The organism is Pedobacter sp. NO84 (assembly GCF_059703915.1).
In genome coordinates this window covers 1,789,475-1,812,309 of record NZ_AP046575.1, presented here as the reverse complement: position 1 = coordinate 1,812,309, position 22,835 = coordinate 1,789,475, and the positions used below count along the sequence as shown (strand labels likewise).

The following is a 22,835-nucleotide window of genomic DNA, read 5'->3' as shown; positions in this document are numbered from 1 at the left end:
TATCGCTTTACGCTTATCGCTTTACGCTTACCGCCTTACGCTTACCGCTTACCGCTTTACTCTTACCGCCTTACGCTTATCGCTTATCACTTTACGCTTCCCGCCCCACGCCTACCGCTCCCCGCTTATCGCCCAGCGCCCTCAAATATCACTTAAACTAAACACATCTTTCAACCTTATGCCTTTTTCAGTTTGTTGTACGGTACAACATTCATTAATAGGGTCGTGCTCTAGGTATAAAATGTACTCGTTTGCTGCAGCTTCTTCTAAAAATTCTTTTTTCTCTTTTAATGTTTTCAACGGAAACATATCATAGGCCATTACATAAGGCAAAGGGATATGGCCTACAGAGGGGAGTAGATCTGCCATGTAGACGATGGTTTTTCCTTTGTAGTTTAATTGGGGCAACATCATCGCGTCTGTATGCCCAAAGGCAAAGCGAACCTTAAAATCTTCGTGGAAACCAACACCATTTTGCGATGGAATAAACCTTAATTGCCCGCTTTCTTGAATTGGAAGAATATTTTCCTTCAAAAATGAGGCTTTCTCTCTTTCGTTTGGATTTACTGCCCAGTCCCAATGCTGCTGATTGGTCCAGTATAAGGCGTTTTTAAACGCCGGCACCAACTGATCGCCCAAGCGCTCAATCGATCCGCCACAATGATCAAAATGAAGGTGGGTTAAGAATACATCCGTGATATCGTCTTTGCTAAAGCCATGTGCCGCTAGGGATTTATCTAGCGAATCATCACCGTGCAGGTAATAATGGCCTAAGAATTTTTCATCCTGTTTATTTCCAATCCCATTGTCTATTAAGATTAAACGGCTACCATCCTCCACCAATAAACAACGCATAGCCCAAGTACAGAGATTATTTTCGTCTGGCGGATTACCTTTTTGCCAAATTGATTTGGGAACAACGCCAAACATGGCGCCGCCATCTAACTTAAAGAAACCAGTGTTGATCGTGTATAGTTGCATAGGGTAGGCGTTTGGCGTTTGGCGTAAATCTACGAAATAAAAAACCTATTGAAATTAATCAATAGGTTTAAATAGTAGTTTTTGCGAGAGCTACGCTTTGCGCTCTCCGCCCAACGCTTAACTTTATTATAAGTGGATTACCTCGCCATATGCATCGGCTGCTGCCTCCATAATGGCTTCACTCATGGTAGGGTGGGGATGTACAGATTTGATCATTTCGTGGCCAGTAGTTTCCAATTTACGAGCTACAACTATTTCGGCAATCATTTCGGTTACATTGGCTCCGATCATGTGGGCCCCTAGCAACTCGCCATATTTTGCGTCAAAGATTAATTTCACAAAACCGTCTTTTGCACCTGCTGCACTAGCCTTACCTGACGCAGAAAAAGGGAATTTTCCAATTTTCAATTCATATCCTGCTGCCTTGGCCGCTTTCTCCGTATAGCCTACTGAGGCGATTTCAGGACTACAGTACGTACATCCAGGAATATTGTTGTAATCAAGAGGCTCTACGTGTTGTCCGGCAATTTTTTCTACACAGATAATGCCTTCGGCCGATGCCACATGCGCTAAAGATTGACCGCCAACAATATCTCCAATGGCATAATATCCTTTTACAGAGGTATTATAAAATTCGTCTACCACAACTTTACCTTTTTCGGTTTTGATCCCAGTTTCTTCTAGGCCGATATTTTCGATATTAGCTACCACACCTGCAGCAGACAATACAATATCACATTCGATAGTTTGCATTCCCGACGCAGTTTTAACCTGAACTTTACAGCCATTTCCGCTGGTATCTACAGACTCGACACTAGATGAGGTCATGATCTCTATCCCAGTTTTTTTAAGACTGCGTAATAATTGTTTAGATACGTCTTCGTCTTCAACCGGAACAATGTTGTCCATAAATTCTACAATGGTAACTTTGCTGCCCATTGTGGCATAAAAATAGGCAAATTCTACTCCGATGGCACCAGATCCAACAATAACCATTGATTTTGGTAACTGGGGTAAAACCATCGCCTGGCGGTAACCAATTACTTTTTTTCCATCTTGTTTAAGCGTAGGAAGTTCTCTAGAACGACCACCTGTTGCAATAATTATATTTTTTGCGGTTAGCTCCTGTGAGTTACCATCAGCGGCTTTAATTTCAACTTTGTTGCCTGGCTTAACTTTACCAGTTCCCATGATGACCTCAATTTTATTTTTTTTCATTAAAAATTGAACGCCCTTGCTCATACCATCAGCTACGCTACGACTACGTTTAATTACAGCTGCAAAATCTGCTGTTGCTTCTGGAGCGTTGATGCCATAATCTGCAGCGTGATTAATGTATTCGAAAACTTGGGCGCTTTTTAATAAGGCCTTTGTAGGAATACAGCCCCAATTAAGGCAAATCCCACCTAAAGATTCGCGTTCAACTATTGCTGTTTTTAAACCCAATTGTGAAGCTCTTATTGCAGTAACATATCCACCCGGACCGCTGCCTATAACAATTAAATCGTAGTTCATATCTTCTTTCTAAAGGATTTTACTTAAATAATGTGTCAAAATTAAAAAAAATGTTGGTTAAAATTAGCTTAAAGATTTTACAACCAAAGCTTTTAACAAATTTCGGATTATTTATGGGTATGTATTTAAAAAACTCGTAAAAATCATGCAAAATTCAAGCTATTGATAAACTGATAGTTATAGTTATTAACCTTTATGTTAACTGTTGATAAGTTTTGTAATAATTAATAATTATTTAACACTGGAAATGAACATCAGAATGAAATAAATATTTACATTTGTAGCGTTATTTTAACATATCTTAACAAAACAAAAAAAATTAATTAAAAGAGTATGAAGAAATCTTTACTATTAAAAATTGTAGTAATTGTCTTTGCGTTTGTTGGTTTTATCTCTGCTGCACATGCTCAGGTAACTACCACTTCATTGACAGGTACCATTAGAGACTCGAAAGAGACTTTGCCAGGTGCCAGTGTTAAAGCTACACACACGCCAACCGGAACGGTTTACGGCGTTACTACTAATGCTGATGGCCGTTATACAATTGGCGGAATGCGTGTTGGTGGTCCTTACACTATTGAAGTGAGCTTTGTAGGTTACAAAACTCGCACCTTTGAAGATGTTACCCTTAAATTAGGTGAGCCCTTTGTGCTTAACCTAACCTTAGCGGATAACAGTTCGACCTTAGCTACAGTAAACATTGTAGGTTCGGGTGCAAATCCAATTTTAAACTCTAACAAAACTGGTGCTAACACCGTTATCAGTAGAGCACAAATTCAAGCTTTGCCGTCAATTACACGTAGTGTGAATGATATTACACGTTTAACCCCTCAGGCTAACGGAACAAGTATTGGTGGTGGTAACTACCGCTCTAACAACTTTTCTGTAGATGGTGCAAACTACAATAACCAATTTGGTATTGGAGCTAACATTCCTGCAAACGGTTCTCCAATTTCTATCGATGCATTAGAGCAGATCTCAATCAACGTAACTCCTTATGATGTTCGTCAGACAGGTTTTACTGGTGGTTCTGTTAACGCGGTTACGCGTTCAGGTAGCAACAAATTTTTCGGTAATGTTTTTTATACCATGCGTGGCGATGATCAACAGGGTCGTAAAATTGGAGATTTTACTATTCAAAACCTACAACGTTTAGATGAGAAAAACTTTGGTGCTAGCTTTGGTGGTCCGATCATTAAAGATAAATTGTTCTTTTTTGTAAACACTGAGTTTAAATTAACACAAGCTCCAGGTACGAATAGAATTGCTGCTACTGCCGCTCTTCCTTTTAATACTACGTCACCAACTTTTGTTGCACGTGCAAGCGATTCGTTCTTAAATTCAGTTAAATCTTATTTGATTAGTACTTATGGTTATGATCCAGGTACTTATCAGAATTACTCAAATAAGAGTGATAATAAGAAAATCTTTGCTCGTTTAGACTGGAACATTGCGAAAGGTCAACGTTTCAGCATTCGTTACAATCAGGTTGAAAGCAAAAGCCCAAGTCCTGCTAGTACTTCTACAACAGGATCATCTATCGGAACGGCTCCATATACTTACTTAAATACGAGATCTGGAACTGGTAAAGATACAGGACTTCAGTTTTCGAATTCGAACTATTATCAAGCGCAGAACTTGTATTCTGGAACTGCAGAGTTGAACTCTTCATTTGGTAGCAAGTTTAGTAATACTTTACGTGCAGCATATTCGCACCAAAATGACCCTCGTACATCAGATAGTTCTCCATTTCCTATGGTTGATATCATGGATGGTACAGGTACACCAACAACAAATTTAGGAAACGTGTTAACAACATTTGGTTATGAAGCGTTTACTTATGGAAATTTAAGAGATGTAAGTACTTATACTTATAGCGATGATTTTGCTATGGCTTTAGGAAAACACAATGTAACTGTAGGTTTACAAGCTGAATACAGTACAACCAAAAATGGTTTCCAACGTTTTGGAACAGGTTTCTATACATTCAGATCATGGAATGATTTTATTACTGGAGCAAGACCTGCTCAGTATACAGTAACCTATCCTTTAACTGCTGATGGTTCTCAAGCTTTCCCAAGCTTTAAGTTCGCTCAGTATTCTGCTTATTTGCAAGATGAATTTACCGTTTCTGATCGTGTAAAATTAACAGCAGGTTTAAGAGCTGAAAGGGCTTCATATCCTGGAGTGGATGAAATTAGAACCCATCCTTTAGTTGCCTCATTAACATTTAATGGTGGTACAAAAGTAAATACAGGCACTTTACCAAAAAACAGAATTTTATATTCTCCACGTTTCGGATTTAACTGGGATGTAAATGGTGACCGTTCATTCCAAGTAAGAGGTGGTACCGGTATCTTTACAGGTAGAGTACCATTTGTATGGTTAGTAGCTCAATCTGGTGATGCTGGTTTATTGCAATATACTCAAACCTATAATGGTGTAAATACTCCTTTCTTCAGTCCAAGTATTGCTCCGAACTTAACTGGTCCAAAAGGTGCTGCAGGAACAACCATTCCGAATCCTATAAGTGCAATGTCTGAAGACCTAAGATTTCCACAAACTTGGAAGTCGAGCTTAGCTGTTGATGCGAAATTACCATTCGGTATCGTTGGTACATTAGAAGGTATTTATGGTAAAGACCTTTATACTGCGGTTGCGAAAAACGTAAACTTAGTGGATCCTAATATTATTGTTAGCGGTTATCCTGATGTTAGACCGTTTTACCCTTCAGCAAATACTGCTAAATATGTTAACCCATTAACAACTGGTGGTTTACCTGTTGCAAATGGTGCTGCTACTGGTACACAAGCATTTAATACAATCGTAATGACAAATGCTAAGGGAGGATATAACTGGTTGGTTACTGCTCAGTTAAGCAAACAATTTAGCCAAGGTTTAGGCTTAATGGTTGCTTACACCAGATCAGACCAACGTAACTTTGGTGATGGCGCTGGAGATCAATTGTTAAATCTTTGGTCTATTCCACCAACATCAAATAATCCAAACATTCCATCATTAAGCTATTCACAGAACTTAAATCCTGATCGCGTTATTGCATCGGTTTCTTACAGAAAAGAATTCTACAAAAATTTTGCTACTTCGGTATCATTATTCTATGAAGGTTCTCAACAAGGAAGATTCTCATATGTATACTCAGGTGATTTCAACCGTGATGGTCAATCAGCTAATGATTTGCTATACATTCCTAGAGATGCTTCGGAAATCACTTTCGTAGCTATCCCAGCGGGTACAGCTAACTACAGAGCTAGTGGTTATACTGCACAAGAGCAAAGCGATGCGTTTTTTGCATATGTTAACCAAGATAAATACCTAAAAGATCACAAAGGTGAATATGCTCAACGTAACGCAGCAACTTCGCCTTGGAGAAACCAAGTTGATTTTAGATTAACTCAAGATATTTTCAGAAACGTTGGTACCACCAAAAATTCGGTGCAGTTCTCAGTTGATATCTTTAACTTAGGAAACATGTTGAACAAAAACTGGGGCAACATTAACTTTGTAAACAACGCACAGATTTTGGTTCCTCAGAATGCTGCAGCAATTAGTGCAACTACAAAACCAACGTTTAGATTGGCAAACGCTAATGGCGATATCTTAAAAGAAACTTTTGGTACTAGCCAAACTATTTCTTCTACTTTCTACATGCAATTTGGCTTACGTTATAGCTTTAATTAATTGTATAAATAAATAATTAAAACGCCTTGTCATTTTTGATAAGGCGTTTTTTTACATCATTTTTTTTTGTGAGACTGTAGCGAATGGCCAACTCCAAGCGTAGTGGTGAAGTAAAGTAATAAATTTTGTATACTTAATAAGTTAACCTATCCCTATGAAAACGAAATATTTACTATTTGCGCTATTTTTAACTCTAGTTGTTACATCATGTAAAAAACTAGATATTAATGAACAAAAAACCTATGTTGAGGAGGGTAAAACAAGTGGAACCCTAGGTTTTGGAGGTATAATATTAACCTTGATGCCGGGCGATAAAGCAGACCTTTTAAATGCTGGAGATATGGTAGAAAGAGGTACCTATACTATTAGTGGAAATCACGTTACAGTAAAAATTAATAGTCAAGAGTATAAATTTAAAGTTATATCTAATACGGAATTAAGGTATAAAACTCGGGTATTAAAATTGGACCAAAAATAAGGGTTTGTGAACTTTAAATTTACTTATCTTACTGATAAACAAACGTCCCAAATTCGCTGCTTAACGTTACCTGTTTTTGAGTTCCCTTCTCTACTCTTCCTATGAGTTGGGCATCAATATTAAAGCTTTTTGAGATTTGGATGATATCCTGAGCAATGGCCTCGGGTACATAGAGTTCCATTCTGTGGCCCATGTTAAAAACCTTATACATTTCGGCCCATGCCGTACCCGATTGTTCCTGGATAAGCTTAAAAAGTGGGGGGATAGGGAAGAGGTTATCTTTGATCACATGGATATCATCGTTAATAAAATGAAGCACCTTCGTTTGTGCTCCGCCGCTACAATGCACCAAACCATGAATAGCTGCTCTATGTTTGTCTAAGATCTTTTTAAGTACTGGAGCATAGGTACGGGTAGGGGATAATACCAGTTTACCAGCGGTGATGCTGAGTTTCTCATTAATCACCATTTCATCCGTTAACTTTTTACCTCCAGAGAAAACCAGATCAGAAGGTACTGCAGGATCAAAACTTTCTGGATAAGCATCAGCAATGGATTTATTAAACACATCATGTCGGGCAGAGGTTAATCCGTTAGAGCCCATCCCACCATTGTATTCAGTTTCATAACTCGCTTGTCCGGATGATGCCAAACCTACAATTACATCGCCATCCTGGATGGTATGGTTACTGATAACTTCACTGCGTTTCATCCTACAGGTAACCGTAGAATCAACAATAATGGTACGCACCAAGTCACCAACGTCGGCGGTTTCTCCGCCAGTTGAATAGATGGAGATACCTTGGGCTCTTAAATCGGCTAAGATTTCTTCTGTACCATTGATGATCGCAGCAATCACTTCGCCTGGAATTAGGTTTTTATTACGTCCGATAGTAGATGACAAAAGGATATTTTCTGTGGCGCCAACACAAATCAGATCATCTAAATTCATGATGATCGCATCTTGGGCAATCCCTTTCCAAACAGAGATATCTCCGGTTTCTTTCCAATAGGTATACGCTAAAGAAGATTTTGTACCCGCGCCATCTGCATGCATGATATTGCAATAGGCTTCGTCGCCACCTAAAATATCCGGAATAATTTTACAGAATGCCTGGGGAAATATGCCTTTATCTATGTTTTTGATGGCCGCATGAACATCTTCTTTTGAGGCCGAAACACCTCGTTGATTGTACCTATTGTCGCTCATTGTTGCAAAGATAATAAAGAAATGGAAGATAGCATAGGGCACGGGGCATGGAGCAATATAAAATAAAGCATAGGGCGCGGTGCATGGGGTTATATTAATGAATCACATCAATGTCCTTAGCTAGTCTGTGGCTCTATGCCCCATGCTCTATGCCCCATGCTCTCTGTTTTCCGCAAAAAAAAGCGCCCGAGATAAAAATATCTGGGCGCTTTACCTTAAAAAATGATTTTTATTTTAAAAAGAGTAACTCTCTGAATTTTGGTAATGGCCAAACGCTATCGTCAACAATTTGTTCTAATTTATCGGTATGATAACGGATGGTGTCAAAGTATACCTTAACCTTTTCGTCGTATGCTATAGACTTGTCGCGAGTGTCTTCGATTGCATTGGTAATCTTGCGTTCCTCCAACATGGCGTCAATATTAGTTTTAACGATCCCGATATGTTCTGATAGCTTGTTTATAATTCCAACAGGAATAGCGATTGCCTCTTTGCTTAAACCAAGATCTTTTAAACCTTTGGCATTTTCGATCAGCGTATTTTGATAGGCAATAGCAGCTGGCAAAATTTGGCTATTGGTAACTTCTCCCATTACACGGGCCTCGATCTGTAGTTTTCTATAGAAACTTTCTAATAGTATTTCGTGACGGGCATGTAATTCGCGTTTGCTGAAGATATTGGTTTTAGTAAATAGATCGGTTGATTTCTCACTTACATAAGCATCCAAAGCTTTAGGCGTAGTTTTGATATTTGATAAACCTCTTCTAGCTGCCTCATCAGTCCACTCTTGGCTATATCCATTCCCTTCAAAACGTACGTCTTTTGATTCTTTAATGTATTTCTTTATTACCGTTAAAAGCGCAACATCTTTTTTGTCGCCTTTTTTGATCAGCTTATCTACATCTATCTTAAATTTAACCAATTGATCAGCCACGATCGCGTTTAAAACGGTCATTGGAGCTGATGAATTAGCCGATGATCCAACCGCCCTTAATTCGAACTTGTTGCCAGTAAATGCAAAAGGTGAAGTACGGTTACGATCGGTATTATCTAAAGTAATTTGCGGTATTTTAGGAATACCTAACCACAAACCATTATCTTCTTTTGTTTTTTTGCTAATGCGAGAGTGTTCTATCTCATCTAAAATCTCATCCAATTGTTGACCTAAGAAAATAGAGATAATTGCGGGAGGAGCTTCGTTTGCACCTAAGCGGTGATCATTGCTTACCGAAGTGATACTCGCCCTTAATAAATCTGCATGCTCATGAACAGCTTTAACCGTATTTACAAAAAACGCTAAGAACATCAGGTTGTTTTTAGGTGTTTTGCCAGGTGCCAATAAATTTTTACCGGTATCGGTAATTAGCGACCAGTTATTGTGCTTACCTGATCCATTGATCCCTGCATATGGTTTTTCGTGCAATAATACTTTAAAGTTATGGCGACGGGCAACTTTTTCCATTAGATCCATCAACAATTGATTGTGATCTATGGCCAAGTTGATCTCTTCATAAATGGGTGCGCATTCAAACTGAGAAGGAGCTACCTCATTATGACGGGTTTTTAACGGAATTCCCAATTTAAGGGCTTCGTTTTCGAAATCAACCATATAAGCAAAAACCCGCTCAGGAATTGAACCGAAATAATGATCCTCCAATTGTTGGCCTTTGGCAGACATGTGTCCAAATAAAGTACGGCCAGTTAAAACTAGATCTGGACGGGCATTATATAAAGCTAAGTCTACCAAGAAGTATTCCTGTTCGATACCTAATGAAGCATTTACTTTTGTGATACTTTTATCAAAATATTGACAAACATCTACAGCTGCTTTATCCATAGCTGCTAATGCTTTCAGTAAGGGTGCTTTGTAATCTAAGGCTTCGCCTGTGTAAGAAACAAATACGGTTGGAATGCAGAGGGTTTTTCCGGCTTGGCTTTCCATAATAAATGCCGGAGAAGAGGGATCCCAAGCAGTATAACCACGTGCTTCGAAGGTATTACGGATGCCCCCATTAGGAAAGCTTGATGCATCTGGTTCTTGTTGTACCAAAGCACTGCCCGCAAATTTTTCAATGGCACCATCACCGCTAGGCTCAAAAAACGAGTCATGTTTCTCGGCAGTAGACCCGGTTAAGGGCTGGAACCAGTGTGTATAATGAGTAGCGCCTTTGCCAATTGCCCAGGTTTTCATAGCTGAAGCAATTTGGTTTGCGTCATCTTGATTAATTAACTCACCCTGACCAATAGTTGAAATTAACTTTTCATAAACTTCTTTAGATAAGAAGTCCCTCATCTTTTTCTTATCAAAAACATTCGATCCGAAAAAATCAGAAATTTTAGAAGAAGGGGCATGAATTTCTGGAGAAACTCGGTTTTGTGCCTCTTTTAGAGCAATCGTTCTTAGACTTTTCATTGATTTATAATTGTTTTTTACCAGTGATGAAGCTATCATGAGCAGTTTTTACCCCTTTTTAGATAATTGCCAAGTATAGATTCATTAATTTGTTTAAATTTTTATCCAAAAATATAATTTTTTATCAATTTCTTCATAGAATTCTCCTATTTATCATGAAAATTACTCAATTTTTTTAAACAATTTAGTTTTTTTAGACAAAAATGATCATAAGTAGTGGATTTACACGATTGTTGTATTGCTGTATTGCTCTATTGTTTGATGTTCATTGTTCAAATGTTCGTGAGGTAAATACACTCTGTTACGTTCTCTGGGCAAGAACCCCAAACCCCAAACTCTCAACTCCACACTCCCAACTCTCAACCCCACCCTGCGAACTAAAAAAAAAGTTCAAACTTCTTATGGAATTCTCCATTAACTAACATCATAGTTGAAAAACCTAAATGCTATGTTAAACAACTCATCAAATTTATACGGAAGCGGGTGGCTCGCTCTCGTATTTAGCAACAGAAACCAAAATTATGGTGCTTTCGTGCTAAGATCGCAATCATCAAGCATTTTATTGAGAGCAATGCTGATTGTTGCCCCAGTATTTATCATGCTTTTTGTGGGCCCTGCAATTTATGCCCAATTGAACAAAAAGGATGTTCCAACTGTAATTGTTAAAACCATTCCCGTTGACATCGAAGCAATTCATGATCTGAAAAAAGAATTGCCCAAGAAAGAGAAACCTATGAAACAAGAACAGGCACCTCCTGTAAAGCAACCTGCTGTAGCAACAAGAAATTTTACCGCTAATATCCACTTGGTTGATGAAACACCTCTCGAACCACCAACTGCTATAGAGCTGCAAACTTCGGTTATTTCAAATGAGACCAAACAAGGTACAGCTGGTAACGTTAATGCTTTACCTACTTCCCCTAGTACGGGAACCGGAAATGGTACATCTACAGAGACGGTTAGCACAACAGAGATTTTTGAAGGTGGAGTAGAGCAATATCCAGAATTTCCGGGCGGGATGGAGGCTTGGTCTAAGTTTATCCAAAAAAATCTAAGGTATCCCTATGTTGCCCAAGAATCCAATGTTCAAGGAAAGGTGTATCTGAGTTTTGTTGTAGAACGTGATGGCTCGATATCAGATGTTAAAGTTACCAGGGGTATTGGCTATGGATGTGATGATGAGGCAATAAGGGTAATTAAAAAATCACCTAAGTGGAGAGCTGGCCAACAAAATAATCAAACGGTAAGGGTACGTTATAATATGCCCATTAATTATACTTTAAGTCAGTAAGGATAGGTTGGCGATAGGCGTTTTGCGTTCAAGACGCCTGTCGCTTATCGCTTAACACTTATCGCATCCACCGCTCATACCACATCTGAAATTGGAGCAATAGCCAAACCCGTTGGGCATTATAGGCAGTACCGTTCCTGTAAAATGCAGCTTTAATCTTTGCTACTTCCGTAGGATCAAAAAGCTGATGGTCTAACCTATCTGGCGCCAAGTATTTTTCTACCAAAGGTTTAAAAGTAGTTTTAAGCCAGGAGGCAAGTGGAATCACAAATCCTTTCTTAGGTTTGTTCATCAAAGTTTCTGGTATATAATGATGGGTAATCTTCTTGAGCAGGTATTTTTGCTCTCCATCCTTAATAAACCATTTCGGATCTAAGGTTGCTAAATAATCGATCAGCTCTAATTTTAATAACGCATCCCTATTTTCGATACCAAAATGTGCAAAGCAACGATCGTTTTTAAATAAAATATTGTTTGGTAAGTAATTGTGCAGATCATATACTAATAATCCTTTAATATCTACCACATTGTTTTTCTTGCTTAGTGCTGGATTTGCCTCGCTTTTTAATAATTGATCTATATCTTTTAAGGTATAGCAGGCATTTATGGCTAAGTATTTATGGAGCAAATCTTCGGCAGCAAAAAGTTCCTTCATTTGTGGCTGCGCATGCTTTAGTATTGCCGTAAAGGCATCTTTAAAGATTTTAGGAATCTTCTTGTCCTTAAGAGCATGGAGCTTAAGTGCTTTGGCGTAGGTTCGATAGCCTCCAAACAATTCATCACCTCCTTCTGCACTTAATACGACTTTAACGTCCTTATTTATTTTTTTGGCAATAAAAATTAATGGAATGGCCCCGCTATCTCCTTCAGGTTCATCAAAAATTTCTGGAAGCTCCTCTAAGATTTTTAATGCATCATTTTTATCAAGATAAAATTCTTCGTGATTTGTTTTTAAATGGGCAGCAATTTTTCGGGCCTGAGGAGCTTCATCTAATTTTTCGTCTTTAAAGCCAACTGTAAAGGTTTTAATGCGTTTCGATTGGTTTTTTTGTAAAATGGCGGCAACTGTTGCGCTATCGTAACCTCCACTCAACAAGGTGCCTACCGGAACATCGGCTACATATCTTTTTAGGATAGAATCCGTTAAAAGCTCCTCTAATCTTTTTAGAATATCACCTTCATTTTGATTTGCAGATGTTGCCTGGTGGGGATGTGGTCTTAAAATCGGCATGTCATAACTGTTTCCGCTATGAATATCAATCGTAGTAATGGTTCCCTTCTTAAATTTAAAAATATCTTGGTAAATGGTTTGCTCGCCGTTAAAGTAGCCGTGCCTAAAATAGTTAGCTAGTGCTGTTCTATTTATTTTTTTTTCTATTGTAGGAAATTGCAGTAAGGCCCTAATCTCTGAGGCGAAAGCATAAAATCCTTTCTGTTTATAATAATAGATTGGTTTTGAACCTATTTCATCCCTTACAATTAAAAGCTGTTTCAATTTTCGGTCTAAAATGGCAAATGAATAAGAGCCATCTAATTTTTCGAAAGCTTTATTGCCCCATTTTTTAAAACTTTCTAAGATCACTTCAGTATCAGACAAGGTCGAAAAAATGACTCCGTATTTGATTAGGACCTCCCTAAGTTCTAAATAATTAGAAATTATTCCGTTAAAGGTGATGCTATAATTGCCACAATTTGAGGTAAGGGGTTGTTGCGCCTTTGAGCTGAGATCTATAGTGGCTAAACGCTCATTAGCGATGCCGAGGCTAAAATGTTCTTTTTCTTCGAATATAAATCCGCTGCCATGGTAACCACGATGGCTTATCGCTGTCGACGCCCGCTTAAATATAGTTTCGTTTATCGTATGATTGTGATCAATAAATCCTGTTATTCCGCACATAAACGATTAAAGGGATTGGTTTTGCTTGGTAATATTTGGTTAGTTTGGACTTGCGGGTTCAAACATACTAAAATTAGTCTTGAGTCGATAGTCCTTAGTAAATAGTCGGTTCATTAACAGACTACGGACTTCAGACTTAGGACTTTTTATCCAGCCAAAGCCTTGCATTTACAAATGCTTCCATCCAAGGAGAAACCTCGTCCTTACGTCCCTTTGGATAATTAGCCCAATGCCATTGAAACAAAGAACGCTCAATATGTGGCATCATCACTAGATGTCTTCCCGATTCATCGCACATCATTGCAGTGTTGTAATCAGATCCATTCGGATTTGCTGGATAGGTTTTGTGGGCATATTTGGCAACGATACTGTATTTTTCTTCAGCATAGGGCAACTTAAATCTACCTTCACCATGTGAAACCCATACGCCTAACGTACTTCCCGCTAAAGAAGAAAGCATTACGGAGTTATTTTTTTGGATGGTTAACGACGTAAAAATACTCTCATGTTTGTTGCTTTCATTATTCAACATTTTTGGTTTTTCGGCATGCTCTTTATTGATTAGGCCAAGTTCTACAAATAACTGACAGCCGTTGCAAACACCTACAGATAGCGTGTCTTCGCGATCAAAAAAGTTTTCGAGGGCAATTCTGGCTTTTTCGTTGTACATAAAAGCACCCGCCCAACCTTTTGCAGATCCCAACACATCTGAATTGGAGAATCCACCTACAGCACCAATAAATTGGATATCTGTTAAGGTTTCTCTTCCCGCAATCAGATCAGTCATGTGTACATCTTTAACGTCGAAACCGGCAAGATACATGGCGTTTGCTAGCTCGCGTTCAGAATTACTCCCCTTTTCTCGGATAATTGCAGCTTTAATTTTTGGTTTTGAAGGATCGATAACCGGTTTTTTTCCATCAAATTGACTCGGAAAAGTATAGTTTAATGCATGGTTTTTGTAATTTTCAAATCGTTCTTTCGCTTTTACCGCCCCACTTTGTTTTCGATCTAAAAGATAAGAGGTCTTAAACCAAATATCACGTAGATGATCGATATCAAAATCGAAATCCTCATCGAAATTTTTGAGTTTCAGCGTAGCATGGGTGCTTACTTCGCCTATTTTATAATAAGTGATTTCGTTTTTAGAAAATATATCTTCAACATCGGCAACTGCCTGAAAGACTAGTCCGATATTTTCTGAAAATAGCAGTTTGATACTATCGTTTTCGCCAAGCGGGGTTAAATCAAGCGTGGCACCAAGATCCCGGTCGGCAAAACAGAGCTCTAAGAGTGTGGTAATTAACCCACCGCTTCCGATATCATGTCCCGCCTGTATTTTTTCATCCTTTATTAGCCCTTGGATAATATTAAATATCTTTTTAAACTGTTTAGCGTCTGTAACATCGGGTGTTTCTGTACCGATTTTACTCAAGATCTGGGCAAAGGATGATCCCCCCAGTTGATAGTCGTTATCAGAAAGGTTGATGTAGTAGATAGCGCCCCCGTCTTTTTGTAGCACAGGCTCTACAACTTTGGTAATGTCGTTACAGTTTGCACCAGCCGAAATAATAACTGTTCCAGGCGCAATTACATCACCTGATGGATATTTTTGCTTCATTGAGAGCGAATCTTTCCCTGTCGGGATATTGATTCCAAGTTCGATCGCAAAATTTGAACATGCTTCCACAGCCTCGTATAATCGCGCATCTTCGCCTTCATTTTTACAGGCCCACATCCAATTGGCCGATAGTGAAACGCTTTTTAATCCGTCCTTTAAAGGTGCCCAAACTATATTCGAAAGCGATTCTGCAATAGCAAGCCTGCTTCCGGCAGCTGCATTAATCAGGGCAGCCAAAGGAGCGTGCCCTACAGAGGTTGCAATTCCCTCCTTACCTTTAAAATCCAAGGCCATTACCCCACAGTTATTTAAGGGCAATTGCAAAGGACCTGCACATTGTTGTTTAGCAACCCTTCCGCCTACACAGCGATCAACTTTGTTGGTTAACCAGTCCTTACAGGCAACCGCCTCTAATTGCAATACTTGCTCTAAGTAGACATGAAGTTGTAAAGGATCATAGGAAAGTGCCTCGTACTGTATAGTGATCTTTTGATCTTCCATTACTACCTTTGGCGAGCTCCCAAACATGTCATGAAGTTCGAGATCCATAGGCTTAATACCGGTTTTAGCCGATTCGAATATAAAACGATGGTCGCCAGTAACTTTACCCACCGTATACATGGGCGATCGTTCGCGATCGGCAATTTTTTGCAGAACGGCTGTATGTTCTTCACTAATTACCAAACCCATTCTTTCTTGCGATTCGTTGCCGATAATTTCTTTTGCAGATAGGGTAGGATCGCCTACTGGCAATTTATCAAGGTCTATTTTTCCGCCAGTTTCTTCTACAAGTTCAGAAAGACAATTTAAATGCCCGCCTGCACCGTGGTCATGGATAGAAACTATGGCATTAAAATCACTTTCAACCATGCCCCTAACAGCATTAGCCGCCCGTTTTTGCATTTCTGGATTTGATCTTTGAATAGCATTTAATTCTATGCCGGTACCGTGAGCGCCCGTATCTGCTGAGGAAACCGCTGCACCACCCATACCGATCCTATAGTTTTCGCCACCTAAAATCACAATATTATCACCCGGTTGGGGTTTCTGTTTCTGCGCCTGACTTGCCTTTCCGTATCCGATACCGCCTGCTAACATAATTACTTTATCGTAGCCGAGTGTACGAGTGGTATTGTTGCGCTTATCGATATGCTCGTGTTCGAATGTTAAGACAGAACCTGCAATTAAAGGCTGACCAAATTTGTTTCCAAAATCAGTAGCTCCGTTTGAGGCCTTGATCAAGATATCCATTGGAGTTTGGTACAACCATTGGCGTTCTTGAACCCCTTTTTCCCATTCACGATTGTTATCGGTATCGTTTTCTTCCAATCTGGATAAAGCCGTCATGTAAACCGCTGTGCCTGCTAAGGGAAGCGATCCTTGCCCGCCAGCTAAACGATCCCTAATTTCACCCCCAGAACCGGTTGCGGCGCCGTTAAAGGGTTCAACGGTAGTTGGAAAATTATGTGTTTCTGCCTTAAGTGAAATTACAGAATCGAAATCACTCGTGGCGTAATAAGCGGGCTCATCTGCTCGGGTTGGTGCAAATTGCTGTACTGTTGGGCCGTTAATAAATGCAACATTATCTTTATAGGCGGAGACAATATCGTTTGGATTTTCTTCTGAAGTTTTACGGATCAGTTTAAACAGGGAGGTAGGTTGTTCAACACCATCAATTACAAACTTTCCGTTAAAAATTTTATGTCTACAGTGTTCAGAATTAACCTGAGAAAAACCAAAAACCTCCGAATCCGTTAAAGGTCTATTTAATTTGCTGGCAAGAGAATCTAAATAAGCTACTTCTTCATCGCTTAAGGATAGGCCTTCTTGTTTATTGTAAGCCGCAATATCGGTAATCTCTAGAATGGGCTCAGGCTTGATATGGATGGTATAAATTTCTTGGTCAAGCTTATCGTATTTTTGGGAAAGCATAGGGTCGTAGTCAGAAAAATCGGCTTCAACTCGCTTAAATTCTTCGATTCTTATGATCCCATGAACATCCATATTCTGCGTAATCTCTACTGCATTTGTGCTCCATGGGGTAATCATTGCTGCTCTAGGGCCCACAAAAGAATGGGTTATTTCTGTGCTTTGCTCCAATTTTGCACCGCCAAATAACCATTCGAGTTTTGTAATATCAGTTGAGGAGAGCGATTGGTCTGTTTGTAAAACAAAAACCGCGTCGGACTTGCTAGAAAAGAAATGAATCATGCTTGCTTTTTGTATGCGCAAATTTAAGGTTAAAATTTGAAAACTGTCATTTTTAAAGGTTAATAATTATGATTTTCCATACATTTACTTGTAATTGTTAGATTGCCCTAAAGGGTTCACTTTTTGATTAAATTGCTGGACTGTTTGAATTTTATACCGTTAATCTTATAATCCTACAATCCTACTAATTCTAATCCTAGTCTATGTTTAACCAGATCCATCATATTGCCATTATCTGTAAGGATTATGAAGTTTCAAAAGACTTTTATGTCAATAAACTCGAATTTACGGTTTTAGCTGAGGTATATAGAGCCGAAAGGAAATCTTACAAATTGGACCTAGCTATAAATGGACAGTATCAGATCGAACTTTTTTCTTTTGAGAATCCAGTGGCAAGACCATCTCAACCAGAAGCTGCAGGGTTAAGGCATTTAGCTTTTGAAGTAGATGATGTTGCTCAAACTATCGTAAAACTGAATAAAAAAGGCATATCTACTGAGCCTGTTCGTGTGGATGAATTTACAGGTAAACAGTTTACTTTTTTTACCGACCCTGATGGTTTGCCCTTAGAAATTTATGAGCTATGAAAAAGATGTGGTTTGGATTTACGAAAATTCGTAAGATAATTGTGTCGCTGCTGCTTGGGGTTATTTTATTTAGGATATTTATTTTTCTCACCTTTCTATCGGGGGGCAATGTAGATTCGGGCGAGTTGCTTGCGCCATCATTAATCATTTTCGGATTTGTATTCTATGTTCTTGTGTTTGGCTATCTAGTCCTAAAAGTTGTTCAACGGAGCAAATGGGCAAAGTTTTTCGCGCTATTGTTAACGATGGTTTCTATTGTTGGAGTTTATCCACTATTCAAATTTAGTTTTGAAGGGATTATATTAATCAGATATTGGTTTCTTCTATTGCAAACAATACTGCTATTTTTGGCCACAATTCTCCTTTTTCTGCCGCTACAAACTAGAGATGATAAACCCTAATAAAGGTTTTTATACACAAAGGTAACCTAGTAATGGGATATTTGTTGAAATGCGTATTTCCCCTTTGGACACTTGATGGCTTCAAATCGCTTGAAACGATGTTTTTTTTGTAGATTTGGTTTGCTTAAAAACAGCTAATTATTATTATTTCTACTACTTTAAGTTTGATAACTATGGGGTACATGGTTTTTAGGTTATTTATACTATGTAAAAGAAAGCACAAAGTAGGAGGGAAATTATTATAAATCTATGGAGGATATTATTTAGCGGCTTAGTTGTGTTTACTGAAGAAAAAACTTAAAACAAAATGTAATGAATCTTTTTAAAAAAAAAGAACCACAAATGATGGAAGTAAAAGGCCATCAACTTATTTGTCCTATATGCTCAAACAATCTTTTTTTGAAAAACACTACGTTAGGAAATCTAGGCGGGTTTTTTGGAGACTGGTCAACAGCAGTTGTTTGTTCTGAATGTACTTATATCTTTTGGTTTGGGTCTGAAATTTAAACATTGTCAAATTATTTTTTGAGGGTACAGGAGTTAGATGGATTATTTGTCTGATTTGAGCTTTGTTAAGCGATTAAAATGGGCCTGGTCTAACTCGTATAATAGTCTCCTAAAAATATGGAAAACCCAAAGCCTGCGTCTAAGCAATCTATATTTCGTTTTAAGCAATTTGAGGTAGACCAAACCGGTTGTGCCATGAAAATTAATACGGATGGGGTATTATTAGGGGCAATTGCCGAAGCAGATCAGCCACAACATATCTTGGATATTGGAACTGGGACAGGAGTAATTGCGCTAATGCTGGCCCAACGATTTGATAATGCTAAAATATATGCGGTTGAAATAGATGAAACTGCTGCTAAAACTGCTGAACGCAATTTTAAAAAGTCTATCTACGCAGAGCGATTGTGGCTCAGCAATATAGCTATCCAGCAATTTAATAATCAACAGCAATTTGATCTAATTGTAAGCAATCCACCTTATTTTGTTAATGATCTGGTGAGTGCAGAAGAAAAGAAAGGCCTAGCAAGGCATACTGATCACGTTTTTTTTGAAGAACTCTTGGATAAAGTAAATTCTTTGCTTACTAAAGATGGCTCATTTTGGTTTGTGCTCCCTGTTAAGCAATCAAAACTGATGGTAGAGCGGGCGGCTAACAGCCAACTTTACCTAACAAAGTTGATCCATTTGCATTCTGACAAAACTAAGCCCGAATTTAGACGCATAGCCTGCTTAAGCCGAAAAGAACTTCCGCTCAAAGTTGATCATTTTTATATTTATGAAGCAGAAAAAGTGCATACCAAAGCTTACCGCGGGCTTTTGAAGGATTTTTTTTTGAGATTGGGATAGTCCAGGAGGCCGAAAGTCCAAAAGTCCAAAATGCCAAAATGTCCGGAAGTCCGGAAGTCCGATAATTTTAAACGTTAAGGTACTAAAAATCGTGTAATCCTAATCCGATAGCTATCGGTAGAGTGTAATCATCCGCGAAGCGAAATAAAGGAGAGTCCAAAAGTCTACCCGCGGAGCGTATTAAAGTTAAATTAATAAATTTGAGCCCATTATTAAACACTAATCGCCTGCTACATGAAAAAAATTGGCCTCCTCTCTGATACCCATAGTTTTTTAGATGATGCTGTGTTTAAGTATTTTGATGAATGCGATGAAATTTGGCATGCTGGCGATTTTGGCGAGGGTGTAGCAGAACCTTTAGCAGCCTTTAAGCCCTTGCGAGGGGTGTATGGAAATATTGATGGAAAAGATATCAGGTCTGCCTTTCCAGAGCACCTTAGGTTTAAATGTGAAGAGGTTGATGTTTGGATGACACATATCGGAGGATATCCCAATCATTATGCCCCGGCCGTAAAACAAGAAATTTACACTAAGCCGCCAATGCTATTTATTAGCGGACACTCGCATATTTTAAAAGTTATTTACGACGAAAAAATAAAATGTTTGCATATAAACCCCGGTGCTGCGGGAAAACATGGTTGGCATAAAGTAAGAACTTTGATTCGTTTTTGCATTTCTGAAGAAAAAATACATACCTTAGAGGCCATAGAATTAGGGATTAGATAACGTAAAAAGTACACTAAGTAAATATGTCAGGTATAAAAACACTAGGTCAGTTCATTATCGAAAAACAGGCCGATTTCTCTTGGGCCAAAGGCGAACTTTCGAGACTATTGAGAGACATTGGGATTGCTTCAAAAATCGTGAACCGTGAAGTTAACAAAGCAGGATTAGTTGATATTTTGGGTGATGCCGGAACAATGAACATTCAAGGCGAAGGCCAAAAAAAATTAGATGTATTTGCTAATGAGCAGTTTATATCTGCATTAACCAGCGGTGGGGAGTGTTGTATTGTTGCCACAGAAGAAGAAGATGAGTTTGTACCCATCGACTCGCCGGTATCTAAAAATGCCAAATATATCGTTTGTATTGATCCCTTAGACGGCTCATCAAATATTGATGTTAATGTGGCCGTTGGAACTATTTTTTCCATTTATCGCAGGAAATCTGTTGATGGAGATGCTACAATTGCTGATGTGTTACAAAAGGGAACGGATCAGGTTGCTGCTGGATATGTAATTTATGGATCATCAACTATGTTGGTTTATACTACAGGTAAGGGAGTAAATGGATTTACACTAGATCCTTCAATTGGCGAATTCTGTTTATCACACCCCGATCTTAAAATACCTGAAGATGGGATCATTTATTCTATTAACGAAGGTAACTATGTGCATTTTCCTGATGGCGTTAAAAAATATTTGAAATATGCCCAAGTAGAAGATACGGCAACAAGTAGGCCTTATACATCGAGATATATTGGCTCTATGGTAGCTGATATCCATAGAAACCTGATTAAAGGAGGGATTTATATCTACCCAACAACAGCAGCCTCACCCAATGGGAAATTAAGGTTGCTTTACGAGTGTAATCCTATGGCGCTTATTATTGAACAAGCGGGGGGTATCGCTTCTGATGGATTAAATAGAATTTTGGACATCGAACCCACAGAATTGCATCAACGTACTTCAATCTTTATCGGTTCGCCAAAAATGGTAAGATTAGCGGAATCTATGATGGCCGAATTTTCTCCCGTAAGGCCGTTGCCCGAAGTAAAAACGGAAGAAAAATTGGAGCAAATGGGGGTAATAGGGGGAATAGATTAATTAGTTTACAGTTCACAGTTTGTTAGAAACTAGTTAAACAATAAATTATCTGACTCCAATTTATAACGTAATTTAGTAATTCAATAAATTTTAAATCATGAAATCCATTCTAAAATCTTTTCTGTTGCTTTCGACCATTTGCTTTACACTTAGTGCAACAGCCCAAACCCCGGCTCCTAAGGCTAGTCCCGCAGCTACGGTAACAGGCAACGTTAAAAAAGCGGTGATTACTATTAATTATAGTAGTCCGGCGGTAAAAGGTCGCCAAATTTGGGGCGGATTAGAACCTTTTGATAAAGTATGGCGTGCCGGTGCCAATGAAGCAACTACTTTCGAAACCAATAAGGACATAAAGGTTGAAGGAAAACCTTTACCTGCCGGGAAATATAGTTTTTTCTTAATTCCTAGGACGAGTGGTACCTGGACAGCTATTTTTAATAAGGAAGCTAAACAATGGGGAGCTTTTACCTACAAAGAGGCGAATGACCAGCTAAGGGTAGATGTAAAAACCGTTGCGTTGAAAGAAACCCAAGAACGGTTGATTTACGAGATCAATAAAAAAGGTTTTGCTTTAAAATGGGATAAGATTAAGGTTCCAATAGCCATCAAATAAATAAACTATAAAGAAGAAGAGCTGTGTTATTTGAATAACACGGCTTTTTTGTTTCTAAGGTAAATGAGAAGTGTTACCATAAAGACACGAAGATTAATAAAAACCCAAATTAAAGTTCAAGGTCCTAAACGTTGCGTTCTCGGCGTAGAACTTTGCGTTCTGTGCGTTTAATTAATTAGCCGCAGATGCGCAGCTTACAATCGTGTAGTTTGGTACGGTCTATGGCATGTTAGATACCCGTTTCGCTAGAGCAGTGTATTGCTTTTACGTTCGTTTTCAAAAAAAACATCAACCCCCAACGCTGCTTTGTTTTGTGAAGCTGCAACGGCTAACCTATCACAGCGTTCGTTTTCTGGGTGTTCATTATGACCTTTTATCCAAATAAATTTAATTTGATGGATTTTATGGAGCGCTAGGTACTGTATCCAGAGATCTTTATTTTTCTTGTCTTTAAACCCTTTTTGTACCCAACCAAACACCCATTTTTTTTCTACAGAATCAACAACATATTTCGAATCAGAATAAATGGTTACCTGTTGGTTAGGGCTCTTGATGGCCTTTAGGCCCTCTATAACCGCTAAAAGCTCCATCCTGTTGTTTGTAGTTAAACGAAAGCCACCGCTAAGTTCTTTATAGTGTGATCCAGACCGCAAGATAACGCCATATCCCCCTGGACCAGGATTTCCGCTTGCTGCACCGTCTGTGTAGATTTCTATCATTAACGCAAAGCTAATAA

General features: G+C 38.7%; 15 protein-coding genes. 8 read left to right on the top strand and 7 right to left on the bottom strand.

Translation table 11 applies throughout. The features are described 5' to 3' along the window. Nucleotides 1-141: 141 nt before the first annotated feature. Nucleotides 142-981, bottom strand: coding sequence for an MBL fold metallo-hydrolase (locus AC6H0V_RS07730; RefSeq protein WP_497563147.1), 840 nt, complete (start codon nucleotides 979-981; stop codon nucleotides 142-144). A gap of 126 nt (nucleotides 982-1,107) precedes the next feature. Next, nucleotides 1,108-2,496 (bottom strand): dihydrolipoyl dehydrogenase, encoded by a 1,389-nt coding sequence (gene lpdA / locus AC6H0V_RS07725; RefSeq protein WP_497563146.1) that lies wholly within the window; start codon nucleotides 2,494-2,496, stop codon nucleotides 1,108-1,110. 333 nt (nucleotides 2,497-2,829) lie between these two features. On the opposite strand from lpdA, the gene AC6H0V_RS07720 reads away from it, so the two are divergent. Then, complete coding sequence (locus AC6H0V_RS07720; RefSeq protein WP_497563145.1) at nucleotides 2,830-6,195, top strand: TonB-dependent receptor; 3,366 nt, start codon at nucleotides 2,830-2,832, stop codon at nucleotides 6,193-6,195. A 154-nt stretch (nucleotides 6,196-6,349) separates the two neighbouring features. Then, the gene (locus AC6H0V_RS07715; protein ID WP_497563144.1) at nucleotides 6,350-6,673 is read left to right on the top strand and encodes a hypothetical protein; all 324 of its coding nucleotides are present in this window, start codon (nucleotides 6,350-6,352) and stop codon (nucleotides 6,671-6,673) included. Between the two features lie 28 nt (nucleotides 6,674-6,701). Here the strand turns inward: AC6H0V_RS07715 and AC6H0V_RS07710 are convergent, their stop codons facing one another. Both AC6H0V_RS07710 and AC6H0V_RS07705 read right to left on the bottom strand, forming a co-directional pair. Continuing rightward, nucleotides 6,702-7,883 (bottom strand): AIR synthase related protein, encoded by a 1,182-nt coding sequence (locus tag AC6H0V_RS07710; protein ID WP_497563143.1) that lies wholly within the window; start codon nucleotides 7,881-7,883, stop codon nucleotides 6,702-6,704. Nucleotides 7,884-8,112: 229 nt separating this feature from the next. Next, nucleotides 8,113-10,296 (bottom strand): glutamine synthetase III family protein, encoded by a 2,184-nt coding sequence (locus tag AC6H0V_RS07705; RefSeq protein ID WP_497563142.1) that lies wholly within the window; start codon nucleotides 10,294-10,296, stop codon nucleotides 8,113-8,115. A 448-nt stretch (nucleotides 10,297-10,744) separates the two neighbouring features. Here AC6H0V_RS07705 and AC6H0V_RS07700 point away from each other — a divergent pair, with 448 nt between their 5' ends. Then, nucleotides 10,745-11,587 (top strand): energy transducer TonB, encoded by an 843-nt coding sequence (locus AC6H0V_RS07700; protein WP_497563141.1) that lies wholly within the window; start codon nucleotides 10,745-10,747, stop codon nucleotides 11,585-11,587. Nucleotides 11,588-11,645: 58 nt separating this feature from the next. Here the strand turns inward: AC6H0V_RS07700 and asnB are convergent, their stop codons facing one another. Together asnB and purL are read right to left on the bottom strand one after the other, a co-directional pair. Next, nucleotides 11,646-13,484: an asparagine synthase (glutamine-hydrolyzing) gene (asnB, locus tag AC6H0V_RS07695; protein WP_497563140.1), complete on the bottom strand. Its 1,839-nt coding sequence runs from the start codon at nucleotides 13,482-13,484 to the stop codon at nucleotides 11,646-11,648. A gap of 136 nt (nucleotides 13,485-13,620) precedes the next feature. Continuing rightward, a complete protein-coding gene (gene purL, locus AC6H0V_RS07690) occupies nucleotides 13,621-17,352 on the bottom strand; it encodes a phosphoribosylformylglycinamidine synthase (protein ID WP_497563368.1) in 3,732 nt (1,243 codons plus the stop codon). Nucleotides 17,353-17,519: 167 nt separating this feature from the next. Between purL and gloA2 the strand changes: the two genes are divergently transcribed. The 5 genes from gloA2 to AC6H0V_RS07665 all read left to right on the top strand — a co-directional run bounded on the left by gloA2 (nucleotide 17,520) and on the right by AC6H0V_RS07665 (nucleotide 22,099). Beyond that, nucleotides 17,520-17,903 (top strand): SMU1112c/YaeR family gloxylase I-like metalloprotein, encoded by a 384-nt coding sequence (gene gloA2, locus AC6H0V_RS07685; protein ID WP_497563139.1) that lies wholly within the window; start codon nucleotides 17,520-17,522, stop codon nucleotides 17,901-17,903. A gap of 1,025 nt (nucleotides 17,904-18,928) precedes the next feature. Further along, nucleotides 18,929-19,660: a tRNA1(Val) (adenine(37)-N6)-methyltransferase gene (locus AC6H0V_RS07680; RefSeq protein WP_497563138.1), complete on the top strand. Its 732-nt coding sequence runs from the start codon at nucleotides 18,929-18,931 to the stop codon at nucleotides 19,658-19,660. 234 nt (nucleotides 19,661-19,894) lie between these two features. Beyond that, the gene (locus tag AC6H0V_RS07675; RefSeq protein WP_497563137.1) at nucleotides 19,895-20,386 is read left to right on the top strand and encodes a metallophosphoesterase family protein; all 492 of its coding nucleotides are present in this window, start codon (nucleotides 19,895-19,897) and stop codon (nucleotides 20,384-20,386) included. A gap of 23 nt (nucleotides 20,387-20,409) precedes the next feature. Next, entirely contained in the window at nucleotides 20,410-21,486 is a 1,077-nt protein-coding gene (gene fbp, locus AC6H0V_RS07670; RefSeq protein WP_497563136.1) for a class 1 fructose-bisphosphatase, read from the top strand. 97 nt (nucleotides 21,487-21,583) lie between these two features. Beyond that, on the top strand, nucleotides 21,584-22,099 hold the full coding sequence (locus AC6H0V_RS07665) for a DUF2911 domain-containing protein (protein ID WP_497563135.1): 516 nt from the start codon (nucleotides 21,584-21,586) through the stop codon (nucleotides 22,097-22,099). Nucleotides 22,100-22,344: 245 nt separating this feature from the next. Here the strand turns inward: AC6H0V_RS07665 and rnhA are convergent, their stop codons facing one another. Then, nucleotides 22,345-22,818 (bottom strand): ribonuclease HI, encoded by a 474-nt coding sequence (rnhA, locus tag AC6H0V_RS07660; protein ID WP_497563134.1) that lies wholly within the window; start codon nucleotides 22,816-22,818, stop codon nucleotides 22,345-22,347. Between the last annotated feature and the right edge of the window lie 17 nt (nucleotides 22,819-22,835).